A 15410-nucleotide genomic window follows, 5' to 3' on the forward strand; every position below is an offset into this window, starting at 1 on the left:
CAGGCTAAAGCGATCTTCGCCCGCCGGGAGCCCCGAACCCCCTTGCTCCCGGCGGGTGCTTTTCAGCCGTTCGCCAGCACCTGCGCCAACAGTCGATCGACAGCCGCGGCCGCTTCTGGTTCGTCCAGGGTCGGCGCATGGCCGATGCGTGGCACAGTCACAGCTTCGGCTTGATTAAGGATCTGAGTCATGCGCTCCACTGTCGCGGGCGCCAGCACATCGGACAGTTCGCCGCGCACCACCAACGTCGGAACGTCGGCAATGGCGGCGATCGCTGGCCAGAGGTCAGCCGGCGGCTGATCGCCGGCGGTCTTCATCGGTTCGGCGATGCGCGTGTCATAGTCCAGCACAATCCGCCCGCCCGAAGACAGGCGATAGAGGCGCTTCGCCATGCGCAGCCAATCCTCGATTGCGTAATCGGGAAAAGCAGCTCGCTGCGTGTCGGCGAGCGCACGCGCTGCGTGGAGCCAGGTCGGCCAGCTCGCGCTGCGTCCCACATAAGCGCGAATACGGTCGATGCCCGCCGAGTTCAGCTCCGGCCCGACATCGTTCAACACCACGCCCCTGATCCGCTCCCGCTCGCCCTCCGCCATCAACAGCGTCACCAGGCCACCCAGCGATGTGCCGATCGCGACTAAGCCGGTCAGCTCCAGCTCCCGGATCAGCGCCTGCACGTCGAGTGCATAGATGAGCGGCGTGTAGGATGCCGGGTTCTTGCTATAGGCGCTCTCCCCACGCCCGCGAAACTCGATCGAAAGCACCCGCCAGTCGGGGGCAAGCCGTTCCGCCAGGCTCTCATAGTCGCGCGCGTTGCGCGTCAGTCCCGGCATGCACAGGATTACCGGCCGCCCGTCGGCACCGCCGGCATAGTCACGGTAGTGGAGGCGCAGTTCGTCATTCCACCAATAGCCGTCGGTGTAATGCGCCAAGGCCACGCTCCCTCAATCGGCCGCCATATTGCGGGCGTCAAAGGATCATGCAACCTCCGCCCCTCCCGTTCGCTTCGAGCGAAGTCGAGAAGCGGGGTCGAACGTCACGCATGTTTCTCGACTGCGCTCGAAACGAACGGAGTTGTTGGTGAGCCCTCCACCCATCCTCGAAGTCGCCGACTTTCTCGCCGATCCGGTCGTGGCCGCCGACTTCCCCAGGACCATCCTGCGCTTCCGCAATGATAGCGCGGCGAGCGAGATCGGGTTGCAGGACCTCTCCGACGAGGACTGGATTAGGCACTTCGGCCGCTTCAAACCCTTGCCCGACAACCTGCCGGAGCCGCTGGCACTCCGCTATCACGGCCACCAGTTCCGCGTGTACAATCCTGACATCGGCGATGGCCGCGGCTTTCTATTCGCGCAGCTAAAGGACCAGAGCGGCCGGTGGCTGGATCTCGGCACCAAGGGTTCGGGTCAAACTCCCTATAGCCGTTTCGGCGACGGGCGACTGACGCTCAAAGGGGGCGTGCGCGAGATTCTCGCGACCGAGATGCTGCAGGCGCTGGGCGTCAACACCTCACGCACCTTCTCGCTCATCGAGACCGGCGAAGAACTCCATCGCGGCGACGAGCCCTCCCCCACCCGCTCGGCGGTCATGGTCCGGATGAGCCACGGCCATATCCGCATCGGCTGCTTCCAGCGCCTCGCCTATCTGAAACTGGACGATGAGCTGAAGCGCCTGACGGACTATGCGCTGCGCACCTATTTCGGCTCGGCGAGCAGCGATCCGGTCGAGCTGGTGCGCCATGTGGTCGCGGGCACCGCGCGCCTCGCCGCCAGCTACATGGCGGCCGGCTTCGTTCATGGCGTGCTGAACTCCGACAATATCAACGTTACCGCCGAGAGCTTCGACTACGGCCCCTGGCGTTTCGCGCCGGTCTTCGACCCGAACTTCACCGCCGCCTATTTCGACCATGCCGGCCTTTATGCGTTCGGGCGGCAGGCGGAGGCGATCCAGTGGGACGTGGTGCAGCTTGCCGGCGCGCTCCGCACCCTCGCGGATGTCGACGCGCTGATCGCTGAACTGGACCGCTTTCCCGAACTCTACCGACAGGCACTGGTCGAACGCTTCCTCTGGCGCCTGGGCGTCCACCCGCGCGGGCTGGACGAAGACATCCGCCTTGTCGCCGCGATCGAGCAGGCGCTGATCGGCAGCCAGATCCCGATCGACCATTTCTTCTTCGACTGGGCCGGCGGCAACCTGCGGGGCGACGATACGCCGTACGCCCACGAGGCATTCAGCGACTTCCGCACTCGCATCGCCCACTATCGCCCGGCCCGCGCGCTCGATCATCCTTATTGGGCAGGCGACCCTTGTTCGATGCACATCGAGGAAGTGGAAGCCATCTGGTCGCCCATCGCGGAGCGGGACGATTGGTCCGCGCTCTACGCGAAGGTGGAGCGGATCAGGAACATGGGCGCGGCGCTCCAATAAGCTCCTCCCGGTTACAGGGAGGATTTGCTACCTGGCTCCCATGACTGACCTCATCTCCCACGAACCCGCGACTGGCTGCGAACTCTGGCGCGCGCCTATCGGCGACGTCGACGGGGAAGTCGCGGCCGCTCGCGCTGCCTTCCCCGCCTGGGCACGCACGCCGCTCGAAGAACGCGTCGCGATCCTTCGCCGCTTCGCCGATCTTGCCCGGGAGCGCCGCCCTGCCTTCGCTGACCTGATCGCACGGGAAACCGGCAAGCCGCTGTGGGAGGCGGGCACCGAAGTCGACACCGTCGTCAACAAGGTCGAGATTTCGATCCGTGCGCTGGAGGAACGCACCGGCACGCGCGAACTGGGCGCCGGCGCGGCGCTGCGCCACAAGCCGCACGGCGTGCTGGCGGTGCTCGGCCCCTACAATTTCCCCGCGCATCTGGCGAACGGCCACATGGTCCCGGCGCTGCTTGCCGGCAACGCTGTGGTGTTCAAGCCATCGGAAAAGACACCTGCCAGTGGTGAGATGTTGATCCGGCTCTACCATGAAGCCGGCGTGCCCGAAGGCGCCGCGCGGCTACTGATCGGCGGGCCTGACGAAGGCCGCGCATTGTCGTCGCACCCCGGCATCGACGGGCTGCTCTTCACCGGCTCGGCGCGCACCGGCCTCGCCCTCAACCGCCAATTCGCCGACACGCCAGAGAAGATCCTGGCGCTGGAAATGGGCGGCAACAACCCGCTGATCGTGTGGGACGCCGACGACCTCGACGCCGCCGCCACCATCATCGCCCAATCCGCCTATCTGAGCGCCGGCCAGCGCTGCACCGCGGCGCGGCGGCTGATCGTCCGCGATGGCGATCACATCGCCCTGATCAACAAGCTCAACAAGCTCACCGACCGGCTGATCGTCGGCGCACCCCACGACGAGCCGCAGCCCTTTCTCGGGCCAGTCATCGACAATGACGCCGCCGACGCCCTTACCGAAGCCTTTCTGTCGCTGGTTGAGCGCGGCGCGGAGGTGATCCGGCCCTTGGAACGGCTCGAACCCGATCTGCCGTTTGTCACGCCGGCCCTTATCGACGTGACCGAGGTGGGCGACCGGCCGGACGCAGAGCTGTTTGGCCCTGTCCTGCAACTGGTTCGCGTGTCCGATTTCGACGCTGCCATCGCCGAAGCCAATGCCACGCGCTACGGCCTCTCCGCGTCGCTGGTCGGCGGCGACCGGGCGCTGTTCGAGCGCTTCTGGACAAGCGCGCGCGCCGGCATCGTCAATTGGAACAAGCCGACCAATGGCGCTTCGTCGGCCGCGCCATTCGGTGGCGTCGGCCTGTCCGGCAACCACCGGCCGAGCGCCTATTACGCGGCCGACTATGTCGCCTATCCGGTCGTGAGCACAATGGCGGACAAGGTGGAGGGAACGATCACAACCGGGTTGCGCCCCTAAACTCCGTTCGCTTCGAGCGCAGTCGAGAAGCGCGCCAGACGTTGCACTCGTTTTTCGACTGCGCTCGAAACGAACGGGAAAGGTGGGCTAAAGGGCCTCAAAGCATCCCTGCTTTGTGACAACGCGGTCAGAGGCCCATCTGCCCCTCATGACCTTGGGACATGTCTATCTCGTTGGCGCCGGCCCCGGCGATCCGGAGCTGTTGACGCTGAAGGCTGCGCGGCTGCTGCGCGATGCCGACCTGATCGTCCATGACGGCCTGGTCGATCCGCGCATCCTCGACCTCAGCGATGCGCCGCGCATCTCGGTCGCGAAGCAGCGCAGCCGCCACACGCTCGCCCAGCACGCGATCAACCTGCTGCTCGTCGAAGAGGCGCTTGCCGGCAACAAGGTCGTGCGGCTGAAAGGCGGCGACCCGTTCATCTTCGGTCGCGGCGGGGAGGAAGCGGAAGCGTGCCGCGCCGCCGGCGTGCCGGTCGAAGTAGTGCCGGGCGTCAGCGCCGCGCTCGGCTGCGCGGCCGAGGCGATGCTCCCCCTCACCCATCGCGAAGTGTCGAGCGCGGTCAGCTTCGTCGCGGGCCAGTGCAAAGGATTGACCGACCAGGACTGGTCGGGGCTGGCGGGCAAGGGCCGCACGCTCGTCATCTATATGGGCGTGGCAACCGGCGCCGACATCGCGGAGAAGCTGATCGCCGACGGCGTCTCACCCGACATGCCGGTCGCGGTATTGCAGGACGGCACCCGTCCCGGCGCCCGCGCGCTCCGCTCTTTGCTGGCGGACGTCGGCGGGATGATCGAACGCGAGCGAGTGAAGAGCCCGGCGATCATCGTGGTCGGCGAAGTGGTGGACCGATCGGACGCGCATGACGTGCTGCGGCGCTTCGCCGCCCAGCCGGAGAAGCTCGCGTGAAGATCCTGACCGGCAACGATCTCGCCAGCGGCGCGGTAACCTGGTGGGCGGGCAGCTATTGGTCGCTGCATGTCGAAGATGCGATCGATGTCGGCGAGACCGGCGAAGCGATCCTCACCCGCGAGGAAGGCGCCCGGCGCGTCAACAATCCCTATATCATCGACGCGGTCGAGACGGCCGACGGCCCCCGCCCCGCCCACATCAAGGATCGTATCCGCGCGCTCGGACCGACGGTGCGCCCCGACCTGACCCTCAAACCCGCCGACCCGAATGCCGGCAGCTGGGTGATCTGACATGTACCGCTACGACCAATACGACCAGGCAATCGTCGATGCGCGCGTCGACGAGTTTCGGGATCAGGTCCGTCGCCGCATTGCCGGCGACATCACCGAGGACCAGTTCAAGCCGCTGCGATTGAAGAACGGCCTCTATCTCCAGCTCCACGCCTATATGCTGCGTGTCGCGATCCCCTATGGCACGCTCGACAGCCGGCAGATGCGGATGCTCGGCCATATCGCCCGCACCTATGACCGCGGCTATGGCCATTTCACCACTCGGCAGAACATCCAGTATAACTGGATCAAGCTCGAGCAGGCGCCTGATATTCTAGCCGATCTCGCCACCGTCGAGATGCACGCGATCCAGACGTCGGGCGAAAGCTTCCGCAACACTTCGTCCGACCAATATGCCGGCGCGACCGCCGACGAAGTCGCCGATCCGCGTCCCTGGGCCGAGCTGATCCGTCAGGCGACGACCTTCCACCCGGAGTTCAGCTACTTTCCGCGCAAGTTCAAGATCGCGGTCACGGCCTCAGACGAGGACCGCGCGGCGATCCGGCTGCACGATCTCGGCCTGAAGCTGGTGAAGAATGAGGCGGGGGAACTCGGCTTCGAAGTCTATATCGGCGGCGGCATGGGGCGCACGCCGTTCGTGGCGCCGCTGATCCGCCCATTCCTGCCCGCCGATCACCTGATGAGCTATATCGAGGCGGCGGTGCGGGTGTGGAACCGCTGGGCGCGCCGCGACAATATCCACAAGCAGCGCATCAAGATCCTGGTTCACGATCTCGGGCAGGAGGAATTCACGCGGCAGGTCGAGGCCGAGTGGCAGGAACTGGTGAAGCTCGGCATCGACGTCCCGCGCGTCGAGTTCGACCGGATCGCCAGCTATTTCGCGCCGCCGCCGTTCGAAACGGGCCTCAGCGAAGAAATCGACCGTTCGGACCCCGACTTCGCCGTCTGGTTGGATCAGAACGTCAAGCCGCACAAGGCGCCGGGCTATGCGATCGTCAACATTTCGCTGAAGCCCATCGGCGGCATTCCGGGTGACGCCTCGGCCGACCAGATCGAGTTGATGGCCGATCTGGGCGAACGCTATAGCTTCGACGAGCTGCGCGTCACGCATGCGCAGAACATCGTGCTGCCGCATGTTCGCAAGGCCGATCTCTATGCCGTTTGGCAGGCGCTCGACGCGGCGGGTCTCGCCAATGCCAATCTCGACCTGATCAGCGACATCATCGCGTGCCCTGGTCTCGACTATTGCAGCCTGGCCAATGCGCGCTCGATCCCGGTCGCGCAGAAGATCGCGCAGCGCTTCGCCGGACGCGAGCGCGATCTGGGGGAGCTGAAACTCAAGATCAGCGGCTGCATCAACGCCTGCGGCCATCACCATGCCGGGCATATCGGCATCCTCGGCGTCGACCGGAAAGGCACGGAGAACTACCAGCTGCTGCTCGGCGGATCGGGGGCCGAGGACGCGAGCCTGGGCAAGATCACCGGCCCCGGCTTCAACGAGGACGGCGTGGTCGACGCAATCGAGCGCGTCACCGACCGGTACGTGTCCCTGCGTGAACCCGGCGAACGCTTCCTCGACACCTATCGCCGCGTCGGCTTCGACCCGTTCAAGGAGGCCATTTATGGCTGAACTCCGTTTCCGCACCGACGACGCGTACGAAGAACCCGCCGTCACCCTCGACGCCTTTCTCACCCAGGAAGACGCCCATGCCGTGCGGGTCGAGGCGGGCGAGGATGTGCGCAAGCTGATCCCGCACTTCGATCGCCTCAGGCTGGTCGAGATCGCCTTTCCCCGCTTCCGCGACGGCCGCGGCTATTCGGCCGCGCGAATCCTGCGCGAGAATGGATATGCGGGCGAACTCCGCGCCGAAGGCGATGTGCTGGTCGACCAGATCCTGTTCATGCGTCGCTGCGGCTTCGACAGCTTCGCGCCGCATCAGCCCCTCGATCCCAAGCTGGTCGAAGAGGCGCTGAGCCGCTTCCCCTATTTCTATCAAACGGCGGCCGATCGCGCGGTGCCGGTGTGGAAGCTGCGCCATGGCTAATGCCGCACGCCGCCTCGATCTGATCGACACCGCGCCGGCTTTCGTGGAGGCGGACGCCGATGCGTTGAACGCGCGCTATGCGGGCGTCGGCACGACCGAGATGCTGCGCGAGTTGCTCACCACCCAGCTCAAGGGACGGGTCGCGGTGGTGTCGTCTTTTGGCGCGGAATCGGCGGTCCTGCTCCACCTGATCGCCGAGATCGACAAGGACATCCCGCTGATCTTTCTCAACACGCAGAAGATCTTCGGCGAGACCCTTGCCTATCGGGACGAGGTTTCGGAACGGCTGGGCTTTACCGATCTCCGCGTCTTCCGTCCCGACCCTTACGACCTCGCGGCGAAGGATAGTACGGGCCTACGCTGGTCCTATGATCCGGACGGCTGCTGCGATCTGCGCAAGGTGCGGCCGCTCCGCCGCGCGCTGGCGCCGTTCGACGCCTGGATTTCCGGCCGCAAAGGCTTTCAAGGCAAGACGCGCGGTGCCTTGCCGCGCTTCGAAATCGACGAGGGGCGATTGAAGGTGAACCCGCTCGCCGACTGGTCGAAGGACCGGCTCGACGCCTATTTCGAAGAGCACAGACTGCCTCGTCACCCGCTGGAGGCGCAGGGCTATCCGTCGATCGGCTGCTCCCCCTGCACGAGCAAGGTCAAGCCGGGCGAGGACCCGCGCGCCGGCCGCTGGCGCGGCTGGGACAAGACCGAGTGCGGCATCCACACCCCCGGTGACGACCCCGTGTTCTGATACGAAAAAGGGCCCCGGATCGCTCCGAGGCCCTTTCGTTTCAATCAAGCGATGTTCAGGCGAACACGACCTTGGTCGAGCGACGACGGGCCGCCGCGCCGACAAAGGCGAAACCGCCGATCATCATCGCCCAGGTGGCCGGTTCCGGCACCGCTTCGAAGTTGACGGTGAAGTTGTTGCCGTTGGGCGAACGCACGCCGACATTGTCGATGAAGCCGACGAAGCCGGCGCCGAAGCCCGAACCCGCACCGAAGCTCAGCCCGGTCACATAGGCGTTGGCCGAGAACAGCGACTGCCAGGTGCCGATGGTGCGGTTCTGCTGCGAGCCGTTGAGCAGCAGCACGCCGTTCGCGCCATTGTCGAGCGAATAGCCCGCACCGGCATTGGCAAGGAACTCGGCGCCGCCTTCACGGATGTTCATGTAGAACACCGAGCCGGCACCGGCGGTCTGCCAGCCGGCGGCCGGAGCCACGCCCGCGACGCCACCGTTGTAGACGCCTTCCCAGATCATCTCGGCACGAACATTGCCGTCGATGATGTGCGCGCGGACGGCGGGCGTGTTGTGCGCACCGGCGCCAGCGCTGGGCGCAGTCACCTGCCAGTCGAACGTCAGGCTGGTCAGATCGCTGAAGTTGAACAGCGACTGCGACAGGGCGGGAGCGCCGTAATAGGGATCGGTGGTGCGATAGATGTTGCCGATGACATAACGCGAGCGGTCGCCGTGGATTTCGAGCGAGCCGTTGCCGTTGCGCGGCGCCGCCTTAGACACGAAAGCCGAGCCGGTGCCGTTGCCGCGCTCCTGGAGATCGTCATAGGCGAGGATCGGGCCGGTCGGACCGGAAACCGGCAGCGTCTGCACGCCTTCCCGGATCACGAGGTCATAGTCGGCCGCCTGAACGGCGGACGCAGCAAAAACCGCCGCAGAAGCGGCGAGAACAGCACGAAAGGACATGTGGTAACCCCCTGAGAGTGGAACACGGTCAAAAATTTTTTTGTTTGATTCGCGACCTTTGGCGACTCTTAGGGCCGCTGAACGCATTTGCAAATTGGTTAATAGGTCGGAAACGTTTCGTTACGAAACACTGCTCCACCACCACACGCCATCGCGGTCTTCGACGCTCGCGCGGCCGCGCCGCTCCAGCCAACGCAGGTGAGCGAGCGTTTCTCCGGTTGCCATGCCGAGGATCCCGTCGTCGATCGCCCGGGCGAACATCATGCCGAAACAATCGACCGCCCGTCGCGGCGCTTCGCGCAGCCGCCCTTCCAGCCGCTCCAGCTGCTTCTCGTGACTCTCGATCAAGGCATCGAGCCGCGCATGAAGGCCGGTGAATGGAGCACCATGCGCCGGCAGCACCAGCAGGTCTGCCGGCAGCTCGGCCCGAAATCGCTGCAGACTGCCCAACCATTCGCCGAGCGGATCCCCCTCCGGTTCCAGCATCGTCAGCGATACATTGGAGCTGATGCGTGGCAGCACCTGATCGCCGGAGATCATCACGCGCTGCGTATCGTCGACTAGGCAGAGATGCTCCGGGCAATGGCCGCTGCCGATCACCGCCCGCCAGCGTCCGACCTGCTGGCCGCCCTGCACGCGCACATAGCCGTCCGGCAGCCTGTGCACTGCCTCGGCGAAATTGCCCCAGCCCCTGGCCGCGGCCGCCGCGACCTGTTCGTCCGACCAGCCTGCACCGCGCCACATCGCGATCACTTCCGTCGGCGGCTCGGCCCGGGCGTCGGCAACCAGCAGCCGCGCGGTCAGATATTCGGCGCGGGTCATCCACAGCCGCACCCTGAATTTGGTGGTTAGCCAGCCGGCCAGCCCGAGATGATCGGGATGCAGGTGGGTGACGATCACTCGCGTGACGCGGCGGCCGTCTAGCACCGACCGCCATGCATCCTTGCAGGCATCCAGGGGCAGGCCGGTATCGACGATCGCGACCCCACCATCTTCCTCGACCAGCCAGACGTTGATGTGCTTGAGCGGCCCCGGCACCGGCAGCCGCACCCAATGCACGCCAGCCGCGACTTCGATGGTCTCGCCGGCCTCGGGCGCGCGATCGCCGAACGGATAGTCGAGGCCCTTGTGGCGGGTTGGGGTCGTGTGATGGTCGGATCCTTCGAGACGGGCCTTCGCCAAGCTCAGTCCCTCCTCAGGATGAGCGGATCACGCTCAAACCGCTCATCCTGAGGAGCCGTTGAGCCCAGCCGAAATGGCGTCTCGAAGGACGCGATGGTATCACCCCCGCTTGAACGGGTCGGCAAAGGCCGGATGGTCCGGCGCCTGCAGCTCGCCCTCCGCGGCGGCATCCGCCTCGCGCGCGGCGCGTTCGCGCTGGGCGCGCAGTTCCTCGATCAGCGCCTCGCGGTCGCCTTCGAAGCGGGTGTCGGTCGGCGCCTCGAGGCCAGCGGCTTTGGCAGCCTTGGCGACCGCCGCGTCCAGCTCGCGCTGCGTGGTCAGGCCCAGGGTCACCGGGTCCTTGGGCTGGATGTTGGAGATGTTCCAGTGGCTACGGTCGCGGATCGCCGCGATAGTGGTGCGCGTGGTGCCGATCAGCTTGGAGATCGCGCCGTCCGACACTTCGGGATGGTTGCGGATGATCCAGGCGATGCCGTCCGGCTTGTCCTGGCGCTTGGAGACCGGCGTGTAGCGCGGGCCCTTCGTGCGGCGGATCTGCTCGGGACCCTTGGAGATCTGGAGGCGGTAGCTCGCGTCGCTCTGACCCTTTTCGATCTCCTCCATGGTCAGCTCGTGCGCGCGGACCGGGTCACGACCGGTCAGCTTGGTCGCTGCCGTATCGTCGGCGATCGCCTGCACTTCGAGCACGTGGAGCCCGCAGAAATCGGCGATCTGCTGGAACGAAAGCGAGGTGTTGTCGACCAGCCACGAAGCGGTCGCGTGCGGCATGAGCGGAAAGGCCTGGGCCAAGGGGAAACCTCCGGAAATAAATAGGGCCGCCCCTCACGGAGCGGCCGAGCCTTGGGCCGAGATGTAGTCCCTGCCGATTGCGGAGGCAAGGTCGTTGATCCACCCCGTGCAGGACGAGGATCACTCGCTATCGGTGAAAGAGCCTCACAACCTTTCGATCCTGCGCGCGGCTTCGTCGATCACTTCGGCGATCTCGTGCGCCAACGTGTCGGTGTCGCCGCGCGCCACCCGGTGCGCCAGCGCACTGAACAGATTCGCGGTGGCACGCCTGATCGGGGCACGATCGACGCGGTTGCGCTCTTCGCCCAGGGCGTCGAGCCGGGCGATCAGCTCGGCAACCTCTTCTTCCCTCTCGGCAAGGTGCGCGCGGCCCGCGTCGGTGGCGGCATATTGGCGGCGGGACCCTTCGGACACCGCTTCGATCTGCCCCATCTCGTCGAGCATCGTCAGTGTCGGATAGACGACACCGGCACTCGGCGCATAGGCGCCGCCGGTGCGCTCCTCGATGTCGCGGATGAGGTCATAGCCGTGGCGTGGCTGATCGGCGATCAGCTTCAGCAACACGAGCCGCAACTCGTCGCCGTCGAACATGCGCCGGCGCCGGCCACCCCGCCCGCGCCGGCCGAGTTCCTCGCCCATATCAAAGCTGAACTCGAACGGCCCGCGCTTCCAGCTGCTCATTTTAGGTCCACAGCCATGATTGCGTCCGCCATAATAGAAGAACATTTCGCTTGCTCCCAAACGACTCGAATGCGCTCAAGATATATCTTCATTGGCTCTGGTCAAGCTTCATCTTCATCGTCCACGACAGCGGTGAGCCCAGTGCTCTCTCCTGCCGCTTCGTCACCGCCGCGTCCGTGCTTTCGCCGGGATGACGAATGGGGCTAGGTGGCCATGATGGCTGACCTGTTCGCCCCCGACCCGGCCGAGTCCGCGCCGCTTGCCGACCGGCTCCGTCCGCAGCGGCTGGAGGACGTGATCGGCCAGGATCACCTGACCGGCCCGGAAGGCGCGATCGGCCGGATGGTCGCGGCCGGCCGGCTGTCGTCGATGATCCTGTGGGGTCCGCCGGGCACGGGCAAGACGACGATCGCGCGGCTGCTCGCCGATGCGGTGGGGCTGCGCTTCGAGGCGATCTCGGCCGTGTTCTCGGGCGTCGCCGACCTGCGCAAGGTGTTCGCCGCCGCGCGCGACCATGCTGCCGCCGGCCAGCGCACGCTGCTGTTCGTGGACGAGATCCACCGCTTCAACCGCGCCCAGCAGGACGGTTTCCTGCCCTATGTCGAGGATGGCACCGTCACTCTGGTCGGCGCGACGACGGAGAATCCCAGCTTCGAGCTCAATGCGGCGCTGCTGTCCCGCGCGCAGGTGCTGATCCTGCACCGGTTGGATGCCCGAGCGCTGAACATCCTGCTCGGCCGGGCGGAAGAGGCGGAGGGCCGCCCGCTGCCCGTCACGCCGGAAGCGCGCGAAGCACTCGTCGCCAGCGCGGACGGCGACGGCCGTTTTCTGCTCAACCAGGTCGAAACGCTGTTTTCGGTGCAGCTCGAAGCGCCACTCGACCCAGCGGGCCTGTCGGCGATGCTCCACCGGCGTGTGGCCGTGTACGACAAAGACCGCGACGGCCACTATAACCTGATCTCGGCGCTGCATAAGTCGATCCGCGGCTCCGATCCGCAGGCGGCGCTCTACTATCTCGCCCGAATGCTGACCGCGGGCGAGGAGCCGCTCTACCTGCTCCGCCGCCTCACCCGCGCCGCGGTCGAGGACATCGGCCTCGCCGATCCCAACGCGCTGACCCAATGCATCTCCGCCAAGGACACGTACGACTTCCTCGGCTCGCCCGAAGGCGAACTCGCCATCGCCCAGGCCTGCCTTTACCTCGCCACCGCGCCCAAATCGAACGCGGTCTATGCTGCGCAAAAGGCCGCCTGGAAGAGTGCCAGGGAGACCGGCTCACTGCAGCCCCCGATGAACATCCTCAACACGCCCACCAAGCTGATGAAGCAGCTCGGCTATGGCAACGGCTATACCTATGATCACGACACAGATGAGGGTTTCTCGGGCGACAATTATTGGCCCGAAGGCCTAGGGCCGCAGACGTTCTACAAGCCCACCGACCGCGGCTTCGAAAAGCGCGTGGCCGAGCGGCTGGCCTATTGGGAGGAACTGCGGCGTGCGAAGCGTGACGATTGAAACGGCTGTCGTGTGCTCCGGCGCAGGTCGGAGCCGTGCTCGCTGGGCTCCCGCCTTCGCCGGAGCATTGCTTTGTCTAGGCACCCCCACCCAGGCCGCCGAACCGACCACCTACCAGCGCGCTCTCGCCGCGGCCTACAAGGCTGCCTTTCTCTGCTCCGGCATGTTCAATGCCGGCCGCACTCAGGCGCAGATCGAGGCGCTGGAGCTGACCGGGATATATCCGGAATACCAGCCCCTGGTGGGTGAGCTAACTGCCGCGATCGAGCCGAGCACCCGCTCCGTCACCGTGGCGTTCGACGACAAGTTGCCGCCGCGGCGCGCCAGTTGGCGCAAGGGCCTGGGCTGTACCACCGACCCGATCGGCGCAGCGCCGGCGCCGATCGTGCCCGTTTATTCTGCAGACCCGGAAACAGCGCCGCTCGACCCTCGTCCCTGGCCGCAGGGCGATGCGGGCCTCTCCGGCAAGGTGGCTCCCAAGCTGAGCACGATGGCGGATCGGGCTTTCGCCGGCGGCTATGGCGAACAGGCGCGAACCACGGGCCTGGTCATCGTCCGCGACGGCCGAATCATCTCCGAACGCTATGCAGAAGGTTTTGGCCCGCTTGTCTCCAACCGCACCTGGTCGGTGGCGAAGAGCATCTCAGGGACGCTGATCGGCATCGCCGTTCGCCAGAAACTGCTCGACCCGACCCAGCCGGCGAACATCCCGGAATGGCGGCCCGCCTGGCGCGATCCGCGCTCTGCGATAACTTTCGACAATCTGCTGCGCATGGCGAGTGGGCTGCACAGCGACACTGCCGGCAACCGCACCGACGCGCTCTACACCGGTGCCACGAACGTCTCGCAAGAAGCGACGCACTGGCCGCTCGAGGCCGCTCCTGGTACCCGCTTCCGCTACGCCAACAACGACATCCTTCTCGCCATCCGTTCGCTCCGGGCCGCGCTCAAGAACGACGATCGCTACCTGGATTTCCCGCGCACCGAACTGTTCGACAAAATCGGTATGCGGCACACGGTGGCGGAGGCCGACTGGCAGGGAAACTTCATCCTCTCATCACAGGTCTGGTCCACCGCCCGCGACCTCGCCCGGCTCGGCCTGCTCTGGATGAACGATGGCGTTTGGCAGGGCGAGCGCATCCTGCCGGAAGGGTGGGTCAAGTACATGACCACTCCGTCCGGACCACAGCCCGCCGAAGGCCCCGGCTATGGCGCGACGCTCTGGCTGTTCGGGCCAAAGCAGGGACTGCCGGAAGGCAGCTACGCCGCCCAGGGCAATCGCGGGCAATATATCATGGTGATCCCGTCAAAACGTCTCGTCATCGTCCGCCGCGGCGAAGACCCGGCGGGCGGCGGCTTCGACATCGCCAAATTCTCGGCGGATGTGTTGAAGGCGCTTGAATAGGTTCACGCATTTTGCCGCGATCGACTGGTCCGGCGCGGCCGGGCCGCGGCAGAAGGGGATCGCCATCGCCGCCTGCAGGCTTGGCACCCCTGCGCCCGAGCTGGTGCGGCCGGGTCATGTCTGGTCACGGCTGGAAGTGCTGCACTGGTTGCTCGGCCTAGAGGGCGACTGGCTGATCGGGATGGACCTCTCCCCTTCCCTCGCCTTCGCTGATCATGGCGCGTTCTTCCCCGGCTGGAACCAGAGCCCGGCTGACGCGCCGGGCCTCTGGGCGCTGGTCGAGGCGATTGCCACGGACGAGCCCCATCTTGGCGCCAACAGCTTCGTCGATCACCCGGAAGCGAGCCGCCACTTTCGCCGACACGGCGGCCGCTGCGGCGACCTGTTCCCGGCCGGCGCCGGCCGCTTTCGCGTGGTCGAGGACGTCAGCCGCGATCAGGGGCTGTGCAACCCGTACAGCAACTTCAACCTCGTCGGCGCGGCGCAGGTCGGCAAGTCGAGTCTCACCGGCATGCGGCTCTTCCACCGCCTCGCCGGACGGCTGCCGATCTGGCCCTATGATCCGGTGCCGGTACAGGGCCCGGTGGTCGTCGAGATCTACACCAGCATTGCCGCGACCGCCGCGGGCCTACCGAAGAGCCGGACCAAGGTCCGCGATGCGGGGACGCTGGACCGTGTCCTGACAGCGTTCGACAGCGCACCGCACGCGCCGCTCACCCGCTATGACGATCATGCGACCGACGCGATCCTGGCAGCAGCCTGGCTCCGGACGGTCGCGCACGACGCGCAATATTGGCGACCGCAGCAGCTCACGGCCAAGCTGGCGCGAACCGAAGGCTGGACCTTCGGCGTGCGCTGACGCATTAGCGATGCGGCGCGCCGGGTTAGCTCAGCTGGTAGAGCAGCGGTTTTGTAAACCGAAGGTCGCGGGTTCGATCCCTGCACTCGGCACCATCCCTTTCCGGCACGGCCATTCACGAAAAATTTAGGCAGCGCGCGGCAAATTCTTTGCTATCACAATGCTCGGGCCGGGGGGC

15 protein-coding genes and 1 tRNA gene are annotated in these 15410 nt (G+C 66.1%); 11 read left to right on the top strand and 5 right to left on the bottom strand.

Annotated elements, in window-relative coordinates; genetic code table 11:
* Nucleotides 1–62: 62 nt before the first annotated feature.
* Complete coding sequence (locus tag HJG53_RS02820; protein WP_171127648.1) at nucleotides 63–929, bottom strand: alpha/beta fold hydrolase; 867 nt, start codon at nucleotides 927–929, stop codon at nucleotides 63–65.
* 148 nt (nucleotides 930–1077) lie between these two features.
* On the opposite strand from HJG53_RS02820, the gene HJG53_RS02825 reads away from it, so the two are divergent.
* The 7 genes from HJG53_RS02825 to HJG53_RS02855 all read left to right on the top strand — a co-directional run bounded on the left by HJG53_RS02825 (nucleotide 1078) and on the right by HJG53_RS02855 (nucleotide 7849).
* Entirely contained in the window at nucleotides 1078–2424 is a 1347-nt protein-coding gene (locus HJG53_RS02825; RefSeq protein ID WP_368039487.1) for a protein adenylyltransferase SelO family protein, read from the top strand.
* A 40-nt stretch (nucleotides 2425–2464) separates the two neighbouring features.
* Nucleotides 2465–3859 carry a succinylglutamate-semialdehyde dehydrogenase gene (gene astD, locus HJG53_RS02830; protein WP_171127649.1) on the top strand — a complete coding sequence of 465 codons (1395 nt, stop codon included), beginning with the start codon at nucleotides 2465–2467 and terminating at the stop codon, nucleotides 3857–3859.
* A 148-nt stretch (nucleotides 3860–4007) separates the two neighbouring features.
* The gene (gene cobA / locus HJG53_RS02835; protein WP_171127650.1) at nucleotides 4008–4769 is read left to right on the top strand and encodes a uroporphyrinogen-III C-methyltransferase; all 762 of its coding nucleotides are present in this window, start codon (nucleotides 4008–4010) and stop codon (nucleotides 4767–4769) included.
* Nucleotides 4766–5062 (top strand): DUF2849 domain-containing protein, encoded by a 297-nt coding sequence (locus tag HJG53_RS02840; protein WP_171127651.1) that lies wholly within the window; start codon nucleotides 4766–4768, stop codon nucleotides 5060–5062. The genes cobA and HJG53_RS02840 overlap by 4 nt, the downstream gene beginning before the upstream one ends.
* Nucleotide 5063: 1 nt before the next feature.
* A complete protein-coding gene (locus HJG53_RS02845) occupies nucleotides 5064–6692 on the top strand; it encodes a nitrite/sulfite reductase (RefSeq protein ID WP_171127652.1) in 1629 nt (542 codons plus the stop codon).
* Complete coding sequence (locus HJG53_RS02850) at nucleotides 6685–7107, top strand: DUF934 domain-containing protein (protein WP_171127653.1); 423 nt, start codon at nucleotides 6685–6687, stop codon at nucleotides 7105–7107. Before HJG53_RS02845 ends, HJG53_RS02850 begins: the two co-directional genes overlap by 8 nt.
* Nucleotides 7100–7849, top strand: a complete 750-nt coding sequence (locus HJG53_RS02855; protein ID WP_171127654.1) for a phosphoadenylyl-sulfate reductase — start codon at nucleotides 7100–7102, stop codon at nucleotides 7847–7849. The genes HJG53_RS02850 and HJG53_RS02855 overlap by 8 nt, the downstream gene beginning before the upstream one ends.
* A gap of 55 nt (nucleotides 7850–7904) precedes the next feature.
* Here HJG53_RS02855 and HJG53_RS18510 read toward each other — a convergent pair whose 3' ends face one another.
* The 4 genes from HJG53_RS18510 to HJG53_RS02875 all read right to left on the bottom strand — a co-directional run bounded on the left by HJG53_RS18510 (nucleotide 7905) and on the right by HJG53_RS02875 (nucleotide 11498).
* Nucleotides 7905–8801, bottom strand: a complete 897-nt coding sequence (locus tag HJG53_RS18510; RefSeq protein WP_254447479.1) for a PEPxxWA-CTERM sorting domain-containing protein — start codon at nucleotides 8799–8801, stop codon at nucleotides 7905–7907.
* A 120-nt stretch (nucleotides 8802–8921) separates the two neighbouring features.
* Nucleotides 8922–9983: an MBL fold metallo-hydrolase gene (locus HJG53_RS02865; RefSeq protein WP_171127655.1), complete on the bottom strand. Its 1062-nt coding sequence runs from the start codon at nucleotides 9981–9983 to the stop codon at nucleotides 8922–8924.
* A 99-nt stretch (nucleotides 9984–10082) separates the two neighbouring features.
* Entirely contained in the window at nucleotides 10083–10751 is a 669-nt protein-coding gene (locus HJG53_RS02870) for a DUF1013 domain-containing protein (RefSeq protein ID WP_171128146.1), read from the bottom strand.
* 165 nt (nucleotides 10752–10916) lie between these two features.
* Nucleotides 10917–11498: a PadR family transcriptional regulator gene (locus tag HJG53_RS02875; RefSeq protein WP_171127656.1), complete on the bottom strand. Its 582-nt coding sequence runs from the start codon at nucleotides 11496–11498 to the stop codon at nucleotides 10917–10919.
* Nucleotides 11499–11669: 171 nt separating this feature from the next.
* Between HJG53_RS02875 and HJG53_RS02880 the strand changes: the two genes are divergently transcribed.
* The 4 genes from HJG53_RS02880 (at nucleotide 11670) to HJG53_RS02895 (ending at nucleotide 15327) form a co-directional block, all read left to right on the top strand.
* Nucleotides 11670–12968, top strand: coding sequence for a replication-associated recombination protein A (locus HJG53_RS02880; protein ID WP_171127657.1), 1299 nt, complete (start codon nucleotides 11670–11672; stop codon nucleotides 12966–12968).
* 67 nt (nucleotides 12969–13035) lie between these two features.
* Nucleotides 13036–14373 carry a serine hydrolase gene (locus tag HJG53_RS02885; protein ID WP_254447480.1) on the top strand — a complete coding sequence of 446 codons (1338 nt, stop codon included), beginning with the start codon at nucleotides 13036–13038 and terminating at the stop codon, nucleotides 14371–14373.
* Complete coding sequence (locus HJG53_RS02890) at nucleotides 14366–15232, top strand: hypothetical protein (protein ID WP_171127658.1); 867 nt, start codon at nucleotides 14366–14368, stop codon at nucleotides 15230–15232. Before HJG53_RS02885 ends, HJG53_RS02890 begins: the two co-directional genes overlap by 8 nt.
* A 19-nt stretch (nucleotides 15233–15251) precedes the next feature.
* Nucleotides 15252–15327: transfer RNA gene (locus HJG53_RS02895), tRNA-Thr, on the top strand.
* Nucleotides 15328–15410: the final 83 nt, after the last annotated feature.

It is taken from the genome of Sphingomonas sp. ID1715 (genome assembly GCF_013044515.1).
Lineage (GTDB): Bacteria > Pseudomonadota > Alphaproteobacteria > Sphingomonadales > Sphingomonadaceae > Sphingomonas_B.

Bases quoted from the DNA above. Each gene is read 5' to 3' on its own strand.
- cobA (WP_171127650.1), top strand. From the start codon at position 4,008: ATGACCTTGGGACATGTCTATCTCGTTGGCGCCGGCCCCGGCGATCCG.
- HJG53_RS18510 (WP_254447479.1), bottom strand. From the start codon at position 8,801: ATGTCCTTTCGTGCTGTTCTCGCCGCTTCTGCGGCGGTTTTTGCTGCG.
- HJG53_RS02880 (WP_171127657.1), top strand. From the start codon at position 11,670: ATGGCTGACCTGTTCGCCCCCGACCCGGCCGAGTCCGCGCCGCTTGCC.
- HJG53_RS02845 (WP_171127652.1), top strand. From the start codon at position 5,064: ATGTACCGCTACGACCAATACGACCAGGCAATCGTCGATGCGCGCGTC.
- HJG53_RS02850 (WP_171127653.1), top strand. From the start codon at position 6,685: ATGGCTGAACTCCGTTTCCGCACCGACGACGCGTACGAAGAACCCGCC.
- HJG53_RS02875 (WP_171127656.1), bottom strand. From the start codon at position 11,498: ATGTTCTTCTATTATGGCGGACGCAATCATGGCTGTGGACCTAAAATG.
- HJG53_RS02870 (WP_171128146.1), bottom strand. From the start codon at position 10,751: ATGCCGCACGCGACCGCTTCGTGGCTGGTCGACAACACCTCGCTTTCG.
- astD (WP_171127649.1), top strand. From the start codon at position 2,465: ATGACTGACCTCATCTCCCACGAACCCGCGACTGGCTGCGAACTCTGG.
- HJG53_RS02855 (WP_171127654.1), top strand. From the start codon at position 7,100: ATGGCTAATGCCGCACGCCGCCTCGATCTGATCGACACCGCGCCGGCT.